This is a genomic window from Pseudomonas sp. HLT2-19-2, from assembly GCF_054898005.1.
The window spans coordinates 3910109-3931596 of record NZ_CM142712.1 but is presented as its reverse complement, the minus strand read 5'-3'; the positions used below and the strand labels follow the sequence as shown (position 1 = coordinate 3931596).

The following is a 21488-nucleotide window of genomic DNA, read 5'->3' as shown; positions in this document are numbered from 1 at the left end:
GCGCCGTTGTACCTTGAACCCGGTGCGACGTGAGTCGCACCGAGTGTTTTTCCAGACTGTCGCGGATCTTCGTGGGTCCCCGCGCCGTCTGTTGAACGCTTTACGCCCGTTCGATCGCCAGTGCCACGCCTTGACCACCACCAATGCACAGGGTGGCGAGGCCTTTTTTGGCGTCACGCTTGATCATTTCATGCAGCAAGGTCACCAGCACCCGGCAACCCGATGCACCGATCGGGTGACCCAGCGCGATGGCACCGCCATTGACATTGACTTTGTTCAGGTCCCATTCCAGGTCCTTGGCCACCGCCAGAGATTGCGCAGCGAACGCTTCGTTGGCTTCGATCAGGTCCAGTTGGTCGATGGACCAGCCGGCCTTGTCCAGGCAACGACGAGTCGCGCTGACCGGGCCGATGCCCATGATCGCCGGGTCGACGCCAGCGTTAGCGTACGCAGCGATTTTCGCCAGCACTGGCAGGCCGAGGGCCTTGGCTTTTTCGGCGCTCATCAGGATCACGGCGGCGGCGCCGTCGTTCAGGGACGAGGCGTTACCAGCGGTTACCGAACCGTCTTTTTTGAAGGCAGGTTTCAGTTTGCCCAGCGCTTCAGCGGTGGTACCTGCTCGGGGTTGTTCGTCAACCTGGAAAGCAACCGGATCGCCTTTGCGCTGAGGAATCAGGATCGGCGTGATCTCGTCGGCAAAACGCCCGGCTTCGATGGCGGCCGTGGCTTTCTGCTGCGAGGCCGCGGCGAAGGCGTCTTGCTGTTCGCGGTTCAGGTTGTACTTGTCAGCCAGGTTTTCGGCGGTGATGCCCATGTGGTAATCGTTGAACGCATCCCACAGGCCGTCGCTGATCATGGTGTCGACGATTTGCGCGTGACCCATGCGCAGACCGGTGCGCGCACCGGGCATGACGTAATTGGACAGACTCATGTTTTCCTGGCCGCCGGCAATGATCACGTCGGCATCGCCGCAACGAATCGCCTGGGTCGCCAGATGCAACGCTTTGAGGCCCGAACCGCAAACCTTGTTCAGGGTCATCGCCGGCACGGTAAACGGCAGGCCGGCCTTGATCGCTGACTGGCGCGCTGGGTTTTGTCCGGCGCCGGCGGTCAACACCTGGCCCATGATCACTTCATCGACCTCAGCAACGTCCAGGCCGGTTTGCGCCAGCAGCTGGCGGATCACCGCAGCGCCGAGGTCAACGGCGGACACATTCGCCAGTGAGCCCTGGAAACTGCCGATGGCAGTACGGGTGGCGGCGACAATGACGACTTCTTGCATGGAATGATTCCTCACTGGGCGAACTGCATTTCCGGAACATGATCGGGCACGATCAGTTTACCGGCGGTCTTGGCGACAATCTCCTCGACGCTGACGCCCGGTGCACGTTCCTTGAGAATGAACGCACCGTCCTGGATTTCCAGGTAGGCGAGGTCGGTCAGCACACGCTTGATGCACCCGGCGCCGGTCAGCGGCAGGCTGCATTTGGACAACAGCTTGGACTCACCGTCCTTGGACGCGTGGGTCATGATGACGATGATGTTGTCTGCGCCGGCCACCAGGTCCATTGCGCCGCCCATGCCCTTGACCAGTTTGCCGGGAATCATCCACGAGGCGATGTTGCCTTCCACGTCCACTTCAAACGCACCGAGTACGGTCAGGTCGACATGACCACCGCGAATCATCGCGAAGGACTCGGCCGAGGAAAAGATCGACGCGCCGATACGCGCGGTCACCGTTTGTTTGCCGGCGTTGATCATGTCGGCATCAATGGTTTCTTCAGTAGGAAAGGGACCCATGCCGAGCAAGCCGTTTTCCGACTGCAGCATGACTTCCATGCCTTCAGGGATGTAGTTGGCGACGAGGGTCGGAATGCCGATACCCAGGTTCACGTAAAAGCCGTCCTGCATTTCGCGGGCGACGCGTTGAGCCATTTGTTCGCGGGAAAGTGCCATTGTTGTTGTTCCTTCAGGTCCGGGGGCAGGGGATCACTTACGCACGGTGCGCTGTTCGATGCGCTTCTCGAACGTGCCGCAAATGACCCGGTCGACGTAGATGCCAGGGGTGTGGATCTGCGCCGGGTCCAGCTCGCCGGGCTCGACGATTTCTTCGACTTCGACCACGGTGATCTTGCCGGCAGTGGCGGCCAGGGGATTGAAGTTTTGGGCGGTATGGCGATAGATCACGTTGCCGAAATGGTCGGCTTTCCAGCCTTTGACGATGGCGAAGTCACCGGTGATGGATTCTTCCATCAGGTACTTGCGACCGTGGAACTCGCGCACTTCCTTGCCGTCGGCAACCGGAGTGCCGACGCCAGTGGCGGTGAAGAAAGCGGGGATGCCGGCACCGCCAGCGCGCATTTTTTCGGCCAGGGTGCCTTGAGGGGTCAGGACCACTTCGATGGCGCCGCTGAGCAGTTGCTCCTCGAACATTTTGTTTTCGCCAACGTAGGAGGCCACCACCTTGCGGATCTGCCGGTCTTCCAGCAGCACACCCAGGCCGAAACCGTCGACGCCGCAATTGTTGGAAACGACGGTGAGGTCACGGGTGCCTTTGCGCTTGATCTCGGCGATGAGGTTTTCCGGGATCCCGCACAGACCGAAGCCGCCGGCGATCACGGTCATGCCGTCTTCGAGACCTGCCAGAGCTTCCTCATAGGAACTCACGCGCTTGTCGAAACCTGCCATATGCACCTCTTTTATTCTTTGTGGGCGGCTGGCTAGCCGAATGAGTTGAGTGTCTCTTCAGTGGATTCATTTGTTAAGTTGATTTTTAAGGTTGATTGATAGATAAAACTCACCAATCACTTGCCTCGAACTACGTTGGAGACACCGGTCATGACAGTCAAGCAGATCCGCGCCTTCCTGGCCGTGGCCCAGAGTTTGAGTTTTGCCGTGGCTTGCGAGCGGTTGCACCTGTCGCAATCAGCGTTGAGCCTGACCATCAAGGCGCTGGAGGAGGGGCTGGGCGGGCGTCTGTTCACCCGCAATACACGCAATGTGGCGTTGACCGCTGAAGGCGAGTCGTTGGTGCCACTGGCTCGGCGGCTGATTGCTGATTGGGACAATGCCGAGGATGAACTGCGGCAGCGTTTCACGCTTCAGCGCGGTCGCGTGACGTTGGCGGCAATGCCGTCGTTTGCCGGCAACCTGCTGCCGCCGATCCTGAAAACCTTCCGCGCGCGGTATCCCAAGGTCAATGTCACGGTGAACGACGTGATCAACGAGCAGGTGCTGGAAATGGTGCGTGATCGACAGGTTGAGCTGGGGGTGGCGTTTGAGCCGACTCAGAGTTCATCGCTGGAATTCACGCCGTTGTACATGGACCGTTTCGTTGCCGTGGTGCCTCTTGATTCTGCGTTCGCCGAACTGGGCGATATCGATTGGCAGACCTTGCTCAAGGAACCGTTCATAACCTTGCAGCGTCCGTCGACGGTGCGGGTGATGCTGGAGGAACACTTGCAGGCTCGAGGGATGAAGTTGCCGGTGGAGTTTGAGAGTCATCAATTGGCGACGGTGGGGCGGATGGTGGCCAGCGGGTTAGGGGTGAGTGCAGTGCCGGCGTTGTGCGCCGGGCAGATGCGCGAGCTGGGGGCGCGGTGTATTACCTTGCGGGACCCGGTGGTGGAGCGGGCGATCGGGGTGTTGACGAAGCCTGGGGTGGAATTGTCGGCGGCGGCGCAGGCGTTGTTCGATATCCTCAAGGAAGAAAACCTCGGCCAGCGCCTCCACTGATCGTTCCCACGCGCGTGGGAACGATCAGAGTGAGAGGTGTTGCGCCAGTAAGGGTAAAAGCCGCTCACACGAGGCTTCTATTTTCATATCCAGAATCTCATCCGCCCGAGTCTTCCCCAAATTAATCGCAATCAACGGTTTCCCCTGATCCGCCACCGCCCGGCACAACCGAAACGCCGAATACGCCATCAACGAAGACCCGACCACCAACAATCCCGCCGCCTTTTCGACCGCCGCCATTGCTTTGGCCGCCGTCGCCTGCGCCACGTTCTCGCCAAAAAACACCACGTCCGGCTTCATCCGTTCCCCTGCGCAGTGCGGACAATGCGGCACCTGAAAGCGCGCTTCAAAAGCTGCGTCGAGCAGGGTATCGCCATCCGGTGCCTGTACGGCGTCCACCCCGGCCAGATACGGGTTCTGCACTTCCATCAGTTGCTGGATCGAATCCCGTTCGCTGCGCTTCCCGCAGTCCAGACACAGGACCCGGTGCAGGCTGCCGTGGAGTTCGATGACGTCATGGCTGCCGGCCTGGTCGTGCAGGGTGTCGACGTTTTGAGTGATCAGCCCGCTGATCTGCTGCGAACTTTGCAAACTGGCCAAAGCCTCGTGGGCCACGTTCGGCTGAGCCTGACGCACCCGTGGCCAACCGAGCATCGCTCGCGCCCAATAGCGCCGCCGGGATTCGGGTGCCGAGAGGAATTCCTGATACATCATCGGTTGCCGCCCACGCCGCACGCCTTGGTTGTCGCGGTAGTCCGGAATGCCCGACGGGGTGCTGACGCCGGCACCGGTCAGGACCACAAACGGCTGGTCAGCCATTAACTGCTGGAGGCGGTCGAGTTGCTCGCGAATGGGGCTACCTGGCATGTTCAACACTCCGCCGCAGGGACTGTAGGAGCTGCCGAAGGCTTGGGCCGCGTTCGGCAGCTCCTACAATAACTGACGGTAGTTACTTACGCGCCTCCAGAATCAAGTTGAACGGTGTTTCCGTGGCCCGACGGAACGTCTTGAACCCCGCCTCGGTGAAGACTTTGCGCAGCCGCGCCTCGCCAGCCTGGGCGCCGAGCCCGAGGCCGACTTCCTGGGACAGCGAGTTCGGTGTGCAGATGAAGGTCGAGGCGGCGTAGAACAACCGACCAACGGGGGTGGTGTTGTCGTCGAGCGAGTCATTGGCGAACGGTTCCACCAGCAACACCGTTCCGTCCGGTTTCAGCGAGTCATAAGCGTGCCGCGCTGCACCCACCGGGTCGCCCATGTCGTGCAGGCAGTCGAAGTAGCAGACCAGGTCATAGTCGTCGCCGGGGTAGCTTTTTGCCGTGCCCTGAAAGAACCGCGCCCGCCCGGACACGCCACCGGCTTCGGCGCGCTGGGTGGCGACCGTGACAGAGGGCGCGTGGTAGTCGAACCCGACGAACCGCGAATCGGGGAACGCCTGGGCCATGATCACGGTTGATGCGCCGTGCCCGCAGCCGATATCGGCCACCTTGGCGCCAGCCTCCAGTTTGGCGACCACGCCTTCGAGTGCCGGCAGCCATTCGGCGACCAAGTGCGCTTTGTAACCGGGCCGGAAGAACCGCTCCGTGCCGCTGAACATGCACGGATGGTGATCGCCCCAGGCGAGGGCGCCGTCGCCGCGCATGGCCTTGACCAGTTTGTCCTTGTCATGGAAAAACGATGCGACCACCCCGATGCCGCCCGCTATATAGACCGGCGAATCTTCGATCGCCAGCGCCAGGGCTTGCTCTTCGGGCAGGCGGAACTGACCGTCGGTGTGTTCCATGTAGCCGGAAGCGGCGTGGGCGCTGAGCCATTCGCGCAGCAGGCGGGTGTTGCAGCCGGTTTTGTCAGCGAGGGCTTCAGGGGTGACTGGCTGACTGTCGGCCATGGCCCGGTACAGGCCGAGCTCTTCGCCGAGGATGACATTGGCAAGCATCGCCGCGCCGCCCATGTCGTTCACCAGTTTACCCATGAAATCATTGAGTCTGGCCTCGTCCATCACGTGTGCTCCTTCAGCAGGATCACGGTCCAGAAGCCTTGTTTTTCGAGGCGTTCACTTCTGGGCGGTGGTCGTGGGAATGAACAGGACGATAAGCGCGCCCTGCGTGCAGTAAGTTTAGTCCGGGGTCCGTACAGCGCTGCTCGGAGCGACGAAAGTCCCGCGGAGCACATTTCCCTGACTGCCACCGTGTATCCCACTGTATCCAACCCCCGTCCCGATACAGTTCCCCCCAACACCAGGACACTGCCGAACACAGACTCGATACACCGCTTCGATTAACTGTGATTCCGTTCTGACAATCATTGAGATCGACATCATGCAAACTCCCACCCTCTCAGCGAAAGCGACCGTCGGGTTTGGCTTGCGTCGCGGTTTAATGAAGGACCTTCAAGCCGCCCGCGTGGGCGATTTTGATTTTCTGGAAGTCGCGCCGGAGAACTGGATCGGCATCGGCGGCGCTCATGGCCATGCATTACGAGCCCTGGCCGAGCGTTATCCGTTGTCCTGTCATGGCTTGTCCCTGTCATTGGGCGGCCCGGCACCGCTGGACGTCGGGTTTGTGCAGGAAGTCCGGCTTTTCCTCGATCAATACAACGTGCCGCTGTACAGCGAGCACTTGAGCTACTGCAGCGATGACGGCCACCTGTACGACCTGCTGCCGTTGCCCTTTACCGAAGAAGCGGTGCACCACGTCGCCGCGCGAATTCGCCAGTCCCAGGACATTCTCGGTCGGCGTCTGGCGGTGGAGAACGTCTCCTACTACGCCGCGCCACAGCAGGACATGGACGAGCTGACGTTCACCAATGCGGTGCTGCGCGAAGCCGATTGCGACCTGCTGCTGGACGTCAATAACGTCTACGTCAACTCGATCAATCATGCTTTCGATCCGCAGAGCTTTTTGGCCGGCATCGATTCGGGCCGGGTGGTTGCCATGCACGTGGCCGGGCATTTCGATGAGTCCGACACGTTGAAAATCGACACCCACGGCGCTTCAGTGAAACCGGTGGTCTGGTCGTTGCTGGCTGAGGCTTACGCTCGATTCGGCGCGCAGCCGACACTGTTGGAGCGGGATTTCAACTTTCCGGTATTTTCCGAACTGGTGGCTGAGTTGCAGACCATTCGCCGCCTGCAAACCGAGGGGGTGAACCGTGGATAAGCCGAGCTTGTTTCAGCAGCAAAACACCTTGGGCCTGTACCTGCGCGATCCCGATCATTGTGCGCCACCGGCTGAAATGGACGTGGCACGGGCGCGGGTTTACCGCGACCTGGTGTTCACCAACCTGTCATCGCTGCTCAGCGGCACCTTTCCGGTACTGGTGAAGATTCTGGGCGATGATGGCTGGCGTTCGCTGGTGCGGATATTTCTGCGGGACTACCGTGCACAAACGCCAAAATTCGGCGAGATAGCCAAGGAATTTGTTGAGTTCCTGGCCTCGGAACCGCAAGCGTTGAGCGATGGGCCGTGGCCGCCTTTCATGGTGGAGCTGGCGCATTACGAGTGGGTTGAGATGGCGCTGCAGCAATCCGAAGCCGAGCCGTTGCCGCTGAGCGACGCCGGGTTGTTGCTGGACCAACCGTTGCAGGTGTCGCCGCTGGCCTGGGCGTTGGCGTATGCCTGGCCGGTGCATCTGGTCGGGCCGGATTACCGGCCTGAAACACCATCGGCTCAGCCGACGCTGTTGTTGGTCCGTCGAGCTGAGGACTGGAGCGTGAAGTTCTCCGAGTTGAGTCCGTTGGCGTGGCGGTTGTTGCAGCGGATTGAAGCGTTTCCTCAGCTGGACGGGCGTGCGCAGCTGGAAGGGTTGGCGGTGGAGGCGGGGATGGCGGGGTCGCTGGAGTTTATGGAGAGCGGCTTGGCATTACTGCAGCAGATGCATGAAGAAGGGGTTTTGGGCTAGGTAGCATGATCGTTCCCACGCGCGTGGGAACGATCAAACGATCAGCTACAGAGTCGGTAATTTCAGCTCCGCACACAACCCACCCCCCTCACGATTACTCAACGTCAACGATCCCCCGATCGCCAACGCCAACTGCTGCGCAATCGCCAAGCCCAACCCGGTCCCGCCGGTGCTGCGGTTACGCGAGTTCTCCACGCGATAAAACGGTTCCATCACCTGAGCCAATTCCTCCTTCGCAATCCCTGGCCCGCGGTCCATCACCTTCACCGACAAACTGCCGTCAGCCTTCGCTTCCACCCACAACTCGGCGGCACCCGCGAACTTCAGTGCGTTGTCCGTCAGGTTCACCAGCACCCGACGCAAGGCGTGCGGTCGGGTGTCGATCACCGTGTCGCTTTTGCCTCCGAGCTGCACGTCTTTGCCCATGTCCTGATAGTCGAACACCAGGCTGTCGAGGAACGAATCCAGATGGGTGCGGCGACTTTCCTCGGTGGCTCCATGAACGCTGCGGGCATAGGCCACGCCTTCTCGCACCAGGTGTTCTATCTCGCCAAGATCATTCCAGAGTTTGTCTTTCTCGGCGGAGTCATCCATGAATTCGGCGCGCAGTTTCATGCGGGTGATCGGGGTTTGCAAGTCGTGGGAAATCGCCGCCAGCAGCTGCATGCGCTCCTTCAGGTAAGCGGCGATGCGCGCCTGCATCGAATTGAACGCCTTGGCGGCATGCGCGACTTCGGTCGGGCCTTTTTCATCCAGGTGCACTGCATGGGTGTTGGGGTCCAGGGTTTCTACGGCCTGAGCCAGACGGGTAAGGGGGCGAATGACGATTCTTACGGCCAGCCAGGTGCAGAGGATCATCAGTGCCAGTTGCCCCAGCAATACGATGGGTAACCACGGCGACAACGGCACCATCGAGGGTCGCACGTCGATGGTCAGCGGGCTGCCGTCCGCCAGTTTCAGGTGGACCTGAAAATGTTTATTTGCCCCGGGGATGTCAGTCACCGTCATCGGGTAATCCTTGCCGATGGCCTCTTTGATCGAAGTCATCGCTATTGGCGAATCGCTCATGGGTATGCCGGGCGAGCCTTCGTTCAACAAATAGCGGTAGTTACGTCGATCCAGTTGTTGCAGCCAACTCATGCGCTCTACGGCCGGCAAGCGGTCGAGGATGGCGATGGAGGTCGAGACGTCGGTTTCCAGATTGCCCAGCATGGTGTTCTTCGTGCTTTCGTATCGCTCGTAGTACTGCGCGCCGAAGGACAGTGCCTGCGCGAGAATCAAGCCGATCAGGAAGATCAGCGACAGCCGCGAGGCGAGGGTGCGTGGCCAACGAATCGAGCGTTTCATGAGGGCGCACCGAGCACTTCCACCGGCAGGGAAAACACATAGCCTTCACTGCGCACGGTTTTGATGTACGCCGGTTCGCGGGCATCGTCCAGCAAGCGCTGACGCAAACGGCTGACCAGCAAGTCGATGGAACGGTCGAACAGATCAGCGTCGCGGCCCTGGGTCAGGTTCAGCAATTGATCGCGATTGAGTACCCGCTGAGGGTGATCGAGGAACACCCGCAGCAGCCGATATTCCGCGCCACTGAGCGCGACCATGGTGCCGTCGTTATCGAGCAAGTGCCGGGCCGAGGTGTCCAGTCGCCAGCGCCCGAAGGCCAGCAGACGACCGCTTTCGGTGACCACCAGGTTGGGCGGCAGCATCCGCGTGCGGCGCAGCACGGCGTTGATTCGGGCGAGCAATTCACGAGCAGCGAACGGCTTGACCAGGTAATCGTCGGCGCCCATTTCCAGGCCGATGATGCGGTCGGTTTCATCGTTGCGCGCGGTGAGCATCAGCACCGGCGTGGCTTTGTGTTTGCCGGCGCGCAACTCACGGCACAGCATCAGGCCATCGTCGCCCGGCATCATGATGTCGAGCACGATCAGGTCCACCGGCGTGGACTCCAGGAAGGCGCGCATTTGCCGTCCATCCGCCACGACGGTGGTGCGCAGGCCGTTTTTCTTGAGGTAGTTGCCTACCAGCTCTCTGATCTCGCGGTCATCGTCCACGATGAGAATGTGATCGACGTGTTCCATTTGGCCAGGCCTCTGTAGATGGGGGATGTCGCGCAGTCTATCGAGCCTTGGCCCGTTCGCCCGCCGCCCTTTGTATTGCAGTGTATCTGGCGTGTCGACGGATACACGTGGACGCAAAAACACTCATTTTCAGGGCTTTTGTATCGCTCTGTATCCCGAGCCGGTTTTGATACGTACCGATTTACACGCGCCTGTTCCCGACACAGTCGGGATACCTCGCGAGCTTCTAATAGGTTCCATCGAGGCAAGCCAAGTCGCCTCGGCCCAGTAAACGATTGACCTATTGAAGCCTTGAGGAAACCACCATGAACACCAAAGCCGTCTACGCCGCTTGCCTGTTTGCGGCACTGAACATCTGCACTTTGTCGGCCCGCGCCGAAGCCGATGTCACCCCTGAAACCTACACCTACGGCACGCATCTGGACATCAAGAAAGTGGTGTCGCTGAAACAGGACGCCTCACCTTCCTGTGGGGTTGTGGATGCCCAGATGACCTACCTGGATTCCCATAACAAAACCCGGGTTCTGGACTACCGCAAAGTGGCTGACAGTTGCAACTCAGACAACTGAGTGCTTCGGCCGCCCAACGCCAAGCCCCTTTGAAACAGGAAGAACATCATGAACAACGTCACCCGTTTTTTGACTGCCATTGCCTTCTCCGTAGCCGGCGCCGGCGCCCATGCTAACGCTGCTGTTGAACAAAAAAGCTGTGGCAGCGCTAGTTGCTTCCAACTGACGCCAGTGGCGGAGAAGGGTGGGAACGCCTTTCTGGCAGAGGATGGATCGAGTCGTACGCCGCAGGGGCAGCAGCTGGAAAACCAGACGGCCTGAGGCCAGAACATTGATCTGTGAACACCACCGATCCCACAGGGAATGGGTGGTGAGTCGCCCTCCATAATTTCAAGGTGACTCCATGTTTCTCATCGCTTTCCTCGGCGGCATATTGACCGTCCTCAGCCCTTGCATCCTCCCGGTCGTGCCGTTCCTGTTCGCCGGTGTTAAACGTACACGCTCCTCGATCATGCTCACCCTCGGCGGCATGGTGCTGACCTTTGCCCTAATCTCCAGCCTGGCCGTGGTCAGCAGCGAGTGGGTGATACACGCCAGTAACACCGGCCGTCATGTGGCCCTCATCGTGATGGTGCTGTTCGCCCTGTCGCTGATTTCCGCCCGTGTCGGTGACTGGCTGGCCCGTCCTTTCGTGGCGCTGGGCAATCGCATCGACCCCGACACCCGCAAAATGTCCGGCCCGTTGAGTTCGGTCATGATCGGTGTAGCCACCGGCCTGCTCTGGGCACCGTGTGCCGGGCCGATCCTCGGGGTTATCCTCACGGGCGCCATGCTGCAAGGTGCGAACGCTCAAACCAGCCTGTTACTGGTGGCGTACGGCTTGGGCAGCGCGCTGTCCCTGGGTACCTTGATCTTTGCCGGTCGCGGCCTGGTCAATCGCTTGAAATCGTCGACCCCGATTACCGGTTGGCTGCGTCGCGGCACCGGTGTCGCGGTGCTGGCGGCTGCGGCGGTGATTTCCACCGGTGCCGATAAAACACTGCTGGCCGGCACTTCGTCCGAAGGCGTCACCACGGTTGAACAACGCGTGTTGGAAACTGTACCGAAAGTCGTCGATTACTTCGTCAGCAAGGTCAAGGCAGACTCGTCCATGGACAACGCCCAAGGCGCCATGCCGTCGCTGTCCGGTGCGGTGGAATGGCTCAACTCACCGGCGCTGAGCAACGATTTGCTGAAAGGCAAAGTGGTGCTGGTGGACTTCTGGACCTACGACTGCATCAACTGCCAGCACACCTTGCCGTACGTGAAGGACTGGGCGAAGAAATACGAGAAGGACGGCCTGGTCGTGATCGGCGTGCACACCCCTGAATACGGTTACGAACGCATCATCGACAACGTCAAGGATCAGGTAAAAAAGCTCGGCATCACCTACCCGGTGGCCATCGACAACAACTACGCCATCTGGCGCAACTTCGACAACCAGTACTGGCCCGCTCACTACCTGATCGATGCCAAGGGTCAGGTGCGTTACACCCACTTTGGTGAAGGTCGATATGAAACCCAGGAGAAGATGATCCAGCAGTTGCTGGAAGAGGCTAAAGCGCCCGCTGCGTAATGCATCAAATCAATGGCTCACAGGCTACGCGCCGTGGGCCATTGTTTTTTCTCCTGACTGCGCCGCCCGCTGCGGGTGGTGAACTTGATTGTGAGCCTGTCGCGCCAAAGCGTGAAATCTCCGGACGATCGGACAGGGTTGGCCGACGATCGGGCAGGACGCCAGCGTTGCCCGGCGCGATAGTGGGCAAACAGGATCTGCCGACCCTGTCATCAATAACAAGAATGAGAGGTCCAGCCCGCAACGGAGCGGAATTCATGAGTACACCTATTGATCTTACTGCCTTGAAAAACCGTCAGATGGCCTCGTGGGCCAGTGGCGACTATGCCGTGATCGGCACCACTTTGCAGATTGTCGGTGAGCAACTGGCCGAGGCCTGCGACCTGCTTTGCGATGAACGCGTGCTCGACGTGGCCGCCGGCAACGGTAACGCGACGCTCGCGGCTGCGCGCCGTGGTTGCCACGTCACGTCTACCGACTACGTGGCCGCGCTGCTTGAACGCGGCGAAGACCGGGCCAGGGCAGAACGCCTCGATGTGATGTTTCAAGTGGCCGACGCTGAAGCCTTGCCGTTCGAGGATGGGAGCTTCGATGCCGTGCTGTCGACCTTCGGCGTGATGTTTACGCCGGATCAGCCCAAGGCTGCTGCAGAACTGGCGCGGGTCTGTCGTCCTGGAGGGCGTATCGGCCTGGCGAACTGGACGCCCGAAGGTTTCGTCGGCCAGATGTTCAAGACCCTCGGACGCCACCTACCGCCACCGCCGGGGGCACAACCGCCTTCGCAGTGGGGCACCGAAGCCTGGTTGCACACGCATTTTGACGAAAGTGACTTTCTGGTTCAGGTGACGCGCAAGGCTTTCAATTTCCGTTACCGCTCGGCCGCGCATTTCATCGATACGTTCCGCACTTGGTACGGCCCGGTCCACAAGGCGTTCGCGGCGCTGCCTCCTGAAGGCGCCCAGGCACTGGAAAACGACCTGACTGAACTGATCAACCGCCTGAACAGGGCGGGAGAAAAATCGCTGGTGGTGCCGAGTGAATACCTTGAGGTCGTCATCACCCGGCGTTGACCTCACAAGGTAGATCAATCACTCATCCAGCCGCTCGGTGTACACCACCCAAACACTGCACGGCATTTTGTACAGCAGATGCTCCACCGTACTGCCGATCAGTCGGCCCATGCCGCGATGGCCGATCCGGCCCATGACAATCACGTCGACGTCATAAGCATCGGCATAGCGGGTGAGGACCTTGGCCGGGTTGCCCATGATCATGTGCCGCTGCTCCGGCCCGATGCCGTTGCGCTCGGCCAGTTCGTTGAAGGCATCCTCCTGGTAATCGAACACGGTCTTGGCCTTGCCCGACGAGAAGAACGCCGAACCGTTGTCGAAGCCGAATTCGTCGGCGCTGATGGATGAAAGGTCATAGGCGTAGACCACATCGAGCTCGGCATTACAGGCGCTCGCCAGTTTTACCGCTTCGTGAAGAATTCGGTCGTTGAAGGTTTTGTAATGGTCATCGCGATGAAAGGGGTCGACCGCCGCGACGATCTTTCGCGGCAAGGCGTGCACGGCGTGGCTCACGAAATGCAGCGGCACCGGACATTCGCGCAGCAAATGCACATCGAGCGGGGTAAACATCAGCCGCGACAGCAGCGATTCGTGCTCCAGCGCCTTGATCAGCACGTCCATCGGCTGCTCTTTGAGGTGAATCAGGATTTCCTCCAATGGGCGTTCGACCCAAGTCACTTCGGTGGTGACGTGCACACCGATTTTGCGCAAGGGGCGGGCCTGCTCCTCAAGCCATTGGCGATGGCGATCGACGTAGCCCAGGCGCATCTGTTCCAGGGCCTTTTCGTTGACCAGACTGGCGGTTGCCAGGCCCTCAAGATAATCGAAGGCGACGATATGCAGCGCTGCGTCTTCGGCCTTGGCCAGCGCAGCGGCCCTGTCGAAAGCAGGGCTGTGTTCCATCAGCGGTGATGCAACCAGCATGAAGCGGGATTGACCAGACATGACGAACCTCCCGTGGGATTAGCCGCCCGACGTGCGGCTCGTGCGACGTACATCCAGTCTCTAAGTATTGACCATGATCAACCTCTCGTCCGTAAACCGGGTGCAGGCTGAGGTTCGTGCTGAACTCAAGTGCACGTGAACGCTCAGGAGAACCCCCGATGGCAACCATGAAAGCCGCGATATTCGTTGAGAAAAACCGCATCGTGCTGGATGACAAGCCGATCCCCGAGGTCGGGCCGCTGGATGCGCTGGTGCGCATTACCACCACAACGATCTGCGGCACCGACGTACACATCCTGCGGGGTGAATACCCGGTGGCCAAAGGGCTGACCATCGGTCACGAACCGGTGGGCATCATCGAACGGCTGGGTTCGCAGGTGAGTGGTTTTGTCGAAGGACAACGGGTGATTGCCGGGGCCATCACCCCCAGCGGACAAAGTTACGCCTGCCTGTGCGGTTGCAGCTCACAGGATGGTCCGGACACGCGCCATGGCTTTCGCGCTGCCGGTGGCTGGAAGTTCGGCAACACCATTGATGGCTGCCAGGCCGAGTACGTGCTGGTGCCGGATGCGTTGGCCAACCTGTGCCCGATCCCCGATGGCCTCAGCGACGAACAGGTGCTGATGTGCCCGGACATCATGTCCACGGGGTTTTCCGGGGCGGAGCGGGGCGAGGTCAAGATTGGCGATACCGTCGCGGTGTTCGCCCTCGGGCCGATCGGCCTGTGTGCCGTGGCCGGCGCGCGCCTCAAGGGCGCCACCACCATTATCGGCATCGATACCGTCGCTGAACGGATGAACGTCGCCCGGCAGTTGGGAGCGACCCACGTGGTCAATTTCAAGGACGGCGACGTGGTCGCGCAGATCATGGCCCTGACCGACGGTCGAGGCGTCGACGTGGCCATCGAAGCGCTGGGCACCCAAGGCACTTTCGAGTCCGCGCTGCGGGTATTGCGCCCCGGTGGTCGTTTGTCCAGCCTGGGGGTTTATTCCAGTGATCTGCGCATCCCCCTCGAAGCCTTTGCTGCGGGGCTCGGGGATTTCAGCATCGTCAGCACCCTGTGCCCCGGCGGTAAAGAACGCATGAGACGCTTGATGGCGGTGGTGCAAAGCGGTGGCGTCGATCTGTCGCCGCTGGTGACGCATCGTTTCAAACTCGACGACATCGAAGCCGCCTATGAGTTATTTGCGCATCAGCGGGACGGGGTGATGAAGGTTGCGATTACGCCTTGAGGTTGTCCTCTGTTTTTTTGTTTCCCAGGGTCATTTACAAACTGAACCGCTGCAGAATAACGCCCAGTCCGTCGGACATCGCTTTGAGTTCCTGGGTTGTTCGCACGATCCCGCTTTGGGCTGTGGCGTTTTCTTCCACACTTTGCGCCACTCTTTCGACGTTGCAGGCGACCTGTTCACTGGCGGCGCGCTGCTCCTGCAGTGACAACGAAATGAAACTGACGGCCGCAAGGGATTCGTCCAGTGCACCCTTGATCCTGCCCATGGAAAGGCCCGCGCTTTCGACCAGTTTCTGGCCATGGGTCACGCGCTCACAGCCAGCGGCCATGCTGTCTTTGGCTTTGACCATGCCGCTTTGTATGGCATTGACCAAGGCAACGATTTCCGTGGTGGATTGGGCTGTGCGGGCGGCCAGGCTGCGCACTTCATCGGCGACCACGGCAAAGCCGCGACCTTGCTCGCCCGCGCGTGCCGCTTCGATGGCGGCATTGAGCGCAAGGAGATTGGTCTGTTCGGCGATGCCCCGAATCACACCGACAATCAGACTGATGTCGTTCGACTGAATCGCCAGTTGATCGATATCCGATGAGCTTTGTGCAACCAGATCGGCAATCTGGCCCATTTCCTGGATGGAGGCTTGCATCACCGCCATGCCTTCGCTGGTGATTTCGCCCGCTTTCTGCGCGGTGCTCTGAGCCTGTCGAGCATTGTCGGCAATGTGAGTGATGCTCACGGAAAGCTCTTCTACCGTGGCCGCCATGGAGGAGGCTGTCTCGCTTTGCAGTGCGGCGCTGCTCAAGCCCTGCTCGGAGGACGCAGATAATTGCAGCGTGGCACCCTCGATCTGCTCGGAGGCCTGGCTGATCTTGCCAATCATATCGCTCAGACTGTGGCGCATCGCCTGGACGGAGTGCAGAACACCCGTCGACGGCTGCTGCTGATCATGCTGCGTACGGGCCAGTTTTCCCTGGGCGATGTTTGAACTGATGGCGGCAAGTTCCGCGGGTTCAGCGCCGAGCTGGCGACTCAACAGTCTGGAGAAAAAGAAGGTATAGGCCGCGCCCGCAATCAACGCCAACGCCAAAATCAGCAGGCTGATCTGCAAGTTGGAGGTGTAGGCGATCTGGTTGTGGTCGAACTGGTTCTTGGCTTCCTTCAGTTGTACCTCGATCAGCTCGGAAAATTTGTCTGATAAAGGATCAATCAGCGGATACAACTGATCGGTCGCAAAGCGTGCGATACCGGCGTCGTCGTTCTGGCGCAGCATGCCCTGCAAATTTTGCAATGGCCCCCGGGTGGCTTCCATCAGCGGGTTGATTTGCGCGATCAGACGCGTTTCTGCCGGAATCAATTGCGTCGATTTATAGGCTTGCCACGTCTGGTCGATTTCCCTCTGGGCCTGCTCGATCCGGCTCAGTGACTCCGCTTTGGTAACGTTGCTATTGCGCGCCTTGTGGGTAGCGCCGACGATGTTCACAGCGTACAGGTCGGCGATTTTTTTCAGATCCCGCAGGGGGACGACTCGATCGAGATAGACGGTCTCCAGGCTGCGTACAGCGGATTGCATGCCCAAGAGTCCAAGCCCGCCGACACACAACAATCCAAACAGTAACGCACTGGTGAGTAGAAGCAGATGAGTTCTGATTTTCCAACTTTCCATAGTCCAGTACTCCTGAGTCACCTTATTAAGGTGAGCGATCGAAGGGGCAGAGTCTGTTGCTGCAAAGCGCACTGAAGGCGCATTGATATCATGTGCGGTGTCAACGAACAAAAACGTTTCGTTACCGGCGAGAAGTTACAAAATTGCGACTTTGGATAGAGGTCAGGGATCGGCGTCTGCAGGTCTCCTGCGTCAGTCCTTAGAATTCGCGCCATCAGCTTCGTCCAACTATTCAATGATTCAGGGAGCAAAACCAAGATGAATGCCCTTGTCTAGCGTTGAACGCTAACTACACGTGACATTAACGGCCTTCGCGGCGCGTTGCAGTTCTTGTTTAACATCGACAGGTATCCGCTGTTTCACGAGTCGCTGCTCGAGGAATGTCTGATCGCCTCGAGTATCAACTTCAGCGTTAATAGCGGCATCCACCGCTTCTATGGCGGCAGCGTGTGCCTCGATGACCGAGTCAACCTCGTCACTGGTGGCGGCGTCGAGAGCACTAATGAGCGTCGCCACTTCGTCTTCTTCAGCCTTGCCATAGGCGTCTACGGACAGCCCGGCAGCCAGCGCTCGCGCGCGGATTTCCACGCCTTTCAGCGCCTGCTTGGCCTCTCCACACAGAACTTCATGTTGGTGGTTTTCGGCGACTTTCCATTGGAAAAATCCAAACGTCATCGTGCCGATAATCGCTACGGTGATACCACCGATCAGGATCCGCTTCATGGTTGCAGTCGTGAACGTCTGGGGATTGAGAGGTCGGTGGGCATCGCTTCGTTCTCTATTCGAGGAAATGAAAGCGTAGCACCGGAATCGGCCTAGCTCCGTCCAACATCATTGCAAATACAGGGGTGAAGGCGCGGCGTGTCTTCAAGCTTATGGCGCATCAAGTAAACCTTTCACATCGGCCAACGTTGGAGCATGGGCCCCGGCATGGCGGCAGGACAGGGATGCGCAGGCTGATGAAAATCGCAAGCGTTCCCTGAAATCGGTCATTCCGAGCAAATCCGATGCCAGCCATCCGGCCATGCAAGCGTCTCCAGCACCCAGGGCGCACCGCCGGGATAGCCTTTCCACTGTCCGGGAGTGCCTTGGACAAGGTCGGTCAGGGCTTCGCCAAACACGACTGCGCGAGGCAATTGCATGGTCATTTCCTCATTTTTTTTTAAAGTTGCTGCTGACAGATCAGAGTCGACCGCCTCGCATCAATGGGCTCGGGTGAAAGGCAGGGAAGGGTGAGCACCGTTGCGATTGAACAACGTCATCGCCGTTTCGCGACGATACTCGCTCGGTGTCTGTTCCATTTCGATGCGAAAGTGCCTGTTGAAGTTAGAAAGGTTTTCATAGCCAACCTCAAAACAGATGTCAGCCACCGACATCTCTGTTTGCAATAACAGCCTGCAGGCGCGCTGAACCCTGAGTTTGCGCATGAGATCGATGAAGCCGTGGCCGGTAATCCTTTTGAAGAAGCGCGAAAAACCTGGCTCGCTCATCTCCAGGCGCTGAGCGATAACTGATAGGCGAATGTCGCCGGTGAGCTCAGTCAGTAGATAGTCAAAGGCCTTGTTGATTCGCTCGGAACTGCGGGCGTCGAGGGTGGGCGCGTAGCAAGCGCTGGCGAGCAAGTGAACGTCATGCGCGGGCGCTTTCATCAGCACGTTGATCAATTGCAGAAACAGAATCAAACGCTCGAGACCTTGCGCGTGACCTATCTCCTCCAGCAGTCGCGCTGCCTGTAGAGCCGTTGCCCCAGTGAATTCCAGGCCACGACGCGCTTGTTCAAAAAGGTGTTGAAGCTCCCCCAGCTCAGGCATCGTTGCGCGTAAGGCCAAGATGGCAGCGCCATCAAACTGCAGCACCACATCGCGCCCCGCGAGGTGTTCACCGGGCGCGAGATCCCCAATCCAGTCATGGGGAAGGTCGGGGCCGATGAGCGCTACGTGTCCGGCACCGAACGCACCGATGTAATCGCCCGCGACGAGCTTGCCGCTGCCTTGACGGATCAGATGAATTTCGAATTCAGGGTGATGATTCCAGCGAGCCAGGGCGTAGGGGTAATCGTGTTCGTACCAGCGAAAGCTATGATCGGGCTCGGGAAGAATAACCTCCAGCTCGGCGGGTCGCTGCTCGAACAGGGCTGCTCGGGTATCAGGCATGTCATGCCCCTTTTTAATTATTTGTTCTTCGAATGCAACCAACATACGCCTTCTCGGCCGGCACCTGCTAGCTCACGTATTGCCTGCAACTGATACTTTTTTGATCTCTGGCAGCCAGGCTGCGGTCGGTTAAAAAAGTATCAGATGAGCATCCGCTATGCGTTTGTCCGGGCCTTTTTAAGCTGCTGTAATCGAGTCGTCCACCATTGCCGGCCAGACGTATTTGATTAGCGGTGGTTAACAACAAAAATAATAGCTCCCGTCGTCCAAGGCGCGGAGCGGAGAGCACTACGATGAAAATCCCGAAAGCGCTTTTCCTTTCCGCAGGCCTATCCTTCGCCCTTGTCAGTCAAGCCGCTGAAACAGTGACCATTGCCACCGTCAACAATGGCGACATGATCCGCATGCAGCGACTCTCCAAAATTTTTGAACAGCAGCATCCTGATGTGAAGCTCAATTGGGTGGTGCTGGAAGAAAACGTCCTGCGTCAGCGCCTGACCACCGATATCGCCACACAAGGCGGCCAATTCGATGTGCTGACGATTGGTACTTATGAAACGCCGCTTTGGGGGGCCAAGGGTTGGCTCGAGCCCATCACCGGGCTGCCACCGGAGTACGACCTGGAAGACATCTTCCCTTCGGTACGCCAAGGCCTGTCAGTCAACAACACGCTCTACGCGTTGCCTTTCTACGGCGAAAGCACGATCACCTATTACCGCACCGATCTGTTCAAGCAAGCGGATCTGAGCATGCCGGAGCATCCGACCTGGACGCAGCTAGGCGAACTTGCGTCCAGGCTCCACCAGCCTGACAAAGGACAATACGGCATGTGCCTGCGTGGCAAGGCTGGTTGGGGGGAGAACATGGCACTGATGAGCACAATGGCCAACGCCTTTGGTGCCCGTTGGTTCGATGAAAAGTGGCAGCCGGAACTTTCCAGCCCAGAGTGGACAGCAGCGGCGCACTTCTACGTTGATACCCTCAAGAAGTATGGGCCGCCAGGTGTATCCAGCAATGGGTTCAACGAAACCCTGGCCCTGTTCAACAGCGGCAAATGCGCCATCTGGGTGGATGCCAGCGTCGCGGGGTCGTTCACCACCGACAAAGAGCAGAGCAAGGTCGTCGACAGTGTGGGCTTTGCGCCTGCACCGACTGAGGTGACCGACAAAGGTTCGTCGTGGCTGTATGCGTGGTCGCTGGCGATACCGGCAACCTCCAAGCACAAAGACACCGCGAAGGCCTTTATCACGTGGGCGACGTCGAAAGAATACATCCAGCTTGTCGCTGAAATGGACGGCATCACCCATGTGCCGCCAGGTACTCGACAGTCCACCTACAACGAGGCCTATTTGAAGGCCGCGCCTTTCGCCCAAGTGACCTTGCAGATGATGCAGCACGCCGATCCTGCGCACCCCTCGAGCAAGCCTGTTCCTTACGTGGGCATCCAGTACGTCACCATTCCCGAGTTCCAGGCGATCGGCACTTCTGTCGGGAAGCTGTTTTCGGCGGCGCTTACTGGACAGATGTCGGTCGATCAAGCACTCGCCGCCGCACAGGCCTCCACTGAACGTGAAATGAAGCGCGCCGGTTACCCCAAGTAACCCGCTCCCACAGTTGATCTTCATTTGTCTGTTCTTAATCGGTTCTTCGCCATGAATATTTCAACTGCCAACGCTCACATGGACATTCCCCAACCGGTGCGTAAAAGCCGGTTGGCCAACCCCGGCTGGTTCCTGGTCAGCCCCTCGGTGGCGTTGTTGCTGCTGTGGATGATCGTGCCGCTGGGCATGACCGTTTACTTCTCGCTGATCCGCTACAACCTGCTCTACCCCGGTGAAAACCAGTTCGTGGGGCTTGAGAACTTCAGCTACTTCCTCAGCGACTCGGGGTTCCTGCCCGGCGCCACCAACACCCTGTTGCTGGTCGGCAGCGTGCTGTTGATCAGCGTGGTGTTCGGGGTGCTGATCAGTGCGCTGCTGGAGGCCAGTGAGTTTCTCGGTCGCGGCATCGTGCGGGTGATGCTGATCTCGCCGTTTTTCATCATGCCCACCGTCGGTGCGCTGATCTGGAAGAACCTGATTTTCCACCCGGTGTCGGGGATCCTCGCCTACGTCTGGAAGCTGTTCGGCGCGCAACCGGTGGACTGGCTGGCGCATTACCCGCTGCTGTCGATCATCATCATTGTCTCCTGGCAATGGCTGCCCTTTGCGATCCTGATCCTGATGACCGCCATGCAGTCCCTCGACCAGGAACAGAAGGAAGCCGCGCGCCTCGACGGTGCCGGACCGATCGCGATCTTCTGGCACCTGACTCTGCCGCACCTGGCGCGGCCGATTGCGGTGGTGGTGATGATCGAAACCATCTTCCTGCTCTCGGTGTTCGCCGAAATCTTCACCACCACCAACGGTGGCCCCGGCTACGCCTCGACCAACCTGGCCTACCTGATCTACAACCAGGCGCTGGTGCAGTTCGACGTCGGCATGGCGTCCGCCGGCGGTTTGATCGCGGTGGTGATCGCCAACATCGCGGCCATCGTGCTGGTGCGCATGATCGGCAAAAACCTGACTGACAAAGCCTGAGGCCTGCGC

Annotated in this window: 21 protein-coding genes and 3 pseudogenes; 10 read left to right on the top strand and 14 right to left on the bottom strand. The window is 59.4% G+C overall.

Features of this window, described 5'->3' with window-relative positions:
* Window positions 1-100: 100 nt before the first annotated feature.
* From ACYZTU_RS18280 to ACYZTU_RS18270, 3 genes are read right to left on the bottom strand one after another with little or no spacing between them, the layout of a single operon-like run.
* Entirely contained in the window at window positions 101-1282 is a 1182-nt protein-coding gene (locus ACYZTU_RS18280; RefSeq protein WP_461964608.1) for an acetyl-CoA C-acetyltransferase, read from the bottom strand.
* Window positions 1283-1293: 11 nt separating this feature from the next.
* Entirely contained in the window at window positions 1294-1956 is a 663-nt protein-coding gene (locus ACYZTU_RS18275) for a CoA transferase subunit B (protein WP_461964607.1), read from the bottom strand.
* Window positions 1957-1989: 33 nt separating this feature from the next.
* Entirely contained in the window at window positions 1990-2688 is a 699-nt protein-coding gene (locus ACYZTU_RS18270; protein ID WP_074875602.1) for a CoA transferase subunit A, read from the bottom strand.
* Between the two features lie 150 nt (window positions 2689-2838).
* Between ACYZTU_RS18270 and ACYZTU_RS18265 the strand changes: the two genes are divergently transcribed.
* Window positions 2839-3735, top strand: a complete 897-nt coding sequence (locus tag ACYZTU_RS18265; protein WP_461964606.1) for a LysR substrate-binding domain-containing protein — start codon at window positions 2839-2841, stop codon at window positions 3733-3735.
* A 24-nt stretch (window positions 3736-3759) separates the two neighbouring features.
* Here the strand turns inward: ACYZTU_RS18265 and ACYZTU_RS18260 are convergent, their stop codons facing one another.
* Both ACYZTU_RS18260 and ACYZTU_RS18255 read right to left on the bottom strand, forming a co-directional pair.
* Window positions 3760-4602: an NAD-dependent protein deacetylase gene (locus ACYZTU_RS18260; protein WP_461964605.1), complete on the bottom strand. Its 843-nt coding sequence runs from the start codon at window positions 4600-4602 to the stop codon at window positions 3760-3762.
* Window positions 4603-4684: 82 nt separating this feature from the next.
* Window positions 4685-5731 (bottom strand): class I SAM-dependent methyltransferase, encoded by a 1047-nt coding sequence (locus tag ACYZTU_RS18255; protein ID WP_449645559.1) that lies wholly within the window; start codon window positions 5729-5731, stop codon window positions 4685-4687.
* Window positions 5732-6050: 319 nt separating this feature from the next.
* On the opposite strand from ACYZTU_RS18255, the gene ACYZTU_RS18250 reads away from it, so the two are divergent.
* Window positions 6051-6890, top strand: coding sequence for an HvfB family MNIO-type RiPP peptide maturase (locus ACYZTU_RS18250; RefSeq protein ID WP_461964604.1), 840 nt, complete (start codon window positions 6051-6053; stop codon window positions 6888-6890).
* Window positions 6883-7632: an HvfC family RiPP maturation protein gene (locus ACYZTU_RS18245; RefSeq protein ID WP_461964603.1), complete on the top strand. Its 750-nt coding sequence runs from the start codon at window positions 6883-6885 to the stop codon at window positions 7630-7632. Before ACYZTU_RS18250 ends, ACYZTU_RS18245 begins: the two co-directional genes overlap by 8 nt.
* Before the next feature lie 45 nt (window positions 7633-7677).
* On the opposite strand, the gene ACYZTU_RS18240 is transcribed toward ACYZTU_RS18245, so the two are convergent.
* Window positions 7678-8979 carry an ATP-binding protein gene (locus ACYZTU_RS18240; protein WP_461964602.1) on the bottom strand — a complete coding sequence of 434 codons (1302 nt, stop codon included), beginning with the start codon at window positions 8977-8979 and terminating at the stop codon, window positions 7678-7680.
* The gene (locus ACYZTU_RS18235; RefSeq protein WP_461964601.1) at window positions 8976-9716 is read right to left on the bottom strand and encodes a response regulator; all 741 of its coding nucleotides are present in this window, start codon (window positions 9714-9716) and stop codon (window positions 8976-8978) included. The genes ACYZTU_RS18240 and ACYZTU_RS18235 overlap by 4 nt, the downstream gene beginning before the upstream one ends.
* Window positions 9717-10021: 305 nt before the next feature.
* On the opposite strand from ACYZTU_RS18235, the gene ACYZTU_RS18230 reads away from it, so the two are divergent.
* The 4 genes from ACYZTU_RS18230 to ACYZTU_RS18215 all read left to right on the top strand — a co-directional run bounded on the left by ACYZTU_RS18230 (window position 10022) and on the right by ACYZTU_RS18215 (window position 12910).
* Window positions 10022-10285, top strand: coding sequence for a DUF2790 domain-containing protein (locus tag ACYZTU_RS18230; RefSeq protein ID WP_461964600.1), 264 nt, complete (start codon window positions 10022-10024; stop codon window positions 10283-10285).
* Between the two features lie 48 nt (window positions 10286-10333).
* On the top strand, window positions 10334-10546 hold the full coding sequence (locus tag ACYZTU_RS18225) for a hypothetical protein (RefSeq protein WP_461964599.1): 213 nt from the start codon (window positions 10334-10336) through the stop codon (window positions 10544-10546).
* Window positions 10547-10628: 82 nt separating this feature from the next.
* Window positions 10629-11840 carry a cytochrome c biogenesis protein DipZ gene (locus ACYZTU_RS18220; RefSeq protein WP_461964598.1) on the top strand — a complete coding sequence of 404 codons (1212 nt, stop codon included), beginning with the start codon at window positions 10629-10631 and terminating at the stop codon, window positions 11838-11840.
* 257 nt (window positions 11841-12097) lie between these two features.
* Window positions 12098-12910, top strand: coding sequence for a class I SAM-dependent methyltransferase (locus ACYZTU_RS18215; protein ID WP_461964597.1), 813 nt, complete (start codon window positions 12098-12100; stop codon window positions 12908-12910).
* Between the two features lie 18 nt (window positions 12911-12928).
* Here the strand turns inward: ACYZTU_RS18215 and ACYZTU_RS18210 are convergent, their stop codons facing one another.
* Complete coding sequence (locus ACYZTU_RS18210; RefSeq protein ID WP_461964596.1) at window positions 12929-13855, bottom strand: universal stress protein; 927 nt, start codon at window positions 13853-13855, stop codon at window positions 12929-12931.
* A 158-nt stretch (window positions 13856-14013) separates the two neighbouring features.
* Here ACYZTU_RS18210 and ACYZTU_RS18205 point away from each other — a divergent pair, with 158 nt between their 5' ends.
* Window positions 14014-15087, top strand: coding sequence for an NAD(P)-dependent alcohol dehydrogenase (locus ACYZTU_RS18205; RefSeq protein WP_461964595.1), 1074 nt, complete (start codon window positions 14014-14016; stop codon window positions 15085-15087).
* A 34-nt stretch (window positions 15088-15121) separates the two neighbouring features.
* On the opposite strand, the gene ACYZTU_RS18200 is transcribed toward ACYZTU_RS18205, so the two are convergent.
* The 6 genes and pseudogenes from ACYZTU_RS18200 to ACYZTU_RS18175 form a co-directional block, all read right to left on the bottom strand.
* Entirely contained in the window at window positions 15122-15730 is a 609-nt protein-coding gene (locus ACYZTU_RS18200) for a methyl-accepting chemotaxis protein (protein WP_461971098.1), read from the bottom strand.
* A gap of 492 nt (window positions 15731-16222) precedes the next feature.
* Window positions 16223-16747 (bottom strand): annotated as a pseudogene (locus ACYZTU_RS18195) (MCP four helix bundle domain-containing protein); the annotation flags it as partial.
* A gap of 285 nt (window positions 16748-17032) precedes the next feature.
* Window positions 17033-17470: a hypothetical protein gene (locus ACYZTU_RS18190; RefSeq protein ID WP_461964594.1), complete on the bottom strand. Its 438-nt coding sequence runs from the start codon at window positions 17468-17470 to the stop codon at window positions 17033-17035.
* Between the two features lie 150 nt (window positions 17471-17620).
* Window positions 17621-17794, bottom strand: a pseudogene (locus ACYZTU_RS18185) (carbohydrate kinase); the annotation flags it as partial.
* Window positions 17791-17889: pseudogene (locus tag ACYZTU_RS18180) on the bottom strand (carbohydrate kinase); the annotation flags it as partial. The pseudogenes ACYZTU_RS18180 and ACYZTU_RS18185, both read right to left, overlap by 4 nt.
* Window positions 17890-17949: 60 nt before the next feature.
* Entirely contained in the window at window positions 17950-18900 is a 951-nt protein-coding gene (locus ACYZTU_RS18175) for a helix-turn-helix domain-containing protein (protein ID WP_461971096.1), read from the bottom strand.
* A gap of 293 nt (window positions 18901-19193) precedes the next feature.
* Between ACYZTU_RS18175 and ACYZTU_RS18170 the strand changes: the two genes are divergently transcribed.
* Together ACYZTU_RS18170 and ACYZTU_RS18165 are read left to right on the top strand one after the other, a co-directional pair.
* Window positions 19194-20501: an ABC transporter substrate-binding protein gene (locus ACYZTU_RS18170; protein WP_461964593.1), complete on the top strand. Its 1308-nt coding sequence runs from the start codon at window positions 19194-19196 to the stop codon at window positions 20499-20501.
* A 78-nt stretch (window positions 20502-20579) separates the two neighbouring features.
* Window positions 20580-21479, top strand: coding sequence for a carbohydrate ABC transporter permease (locus ACYZTU_RS18165; protein WP_282383457.1), 900 nt, complete (start codon window positions 20580-20582; stop codon window positions 21477-21479).
* The last annotated feature ends 9 nt before the right edge of the window (window positions 21480-21488 follow it).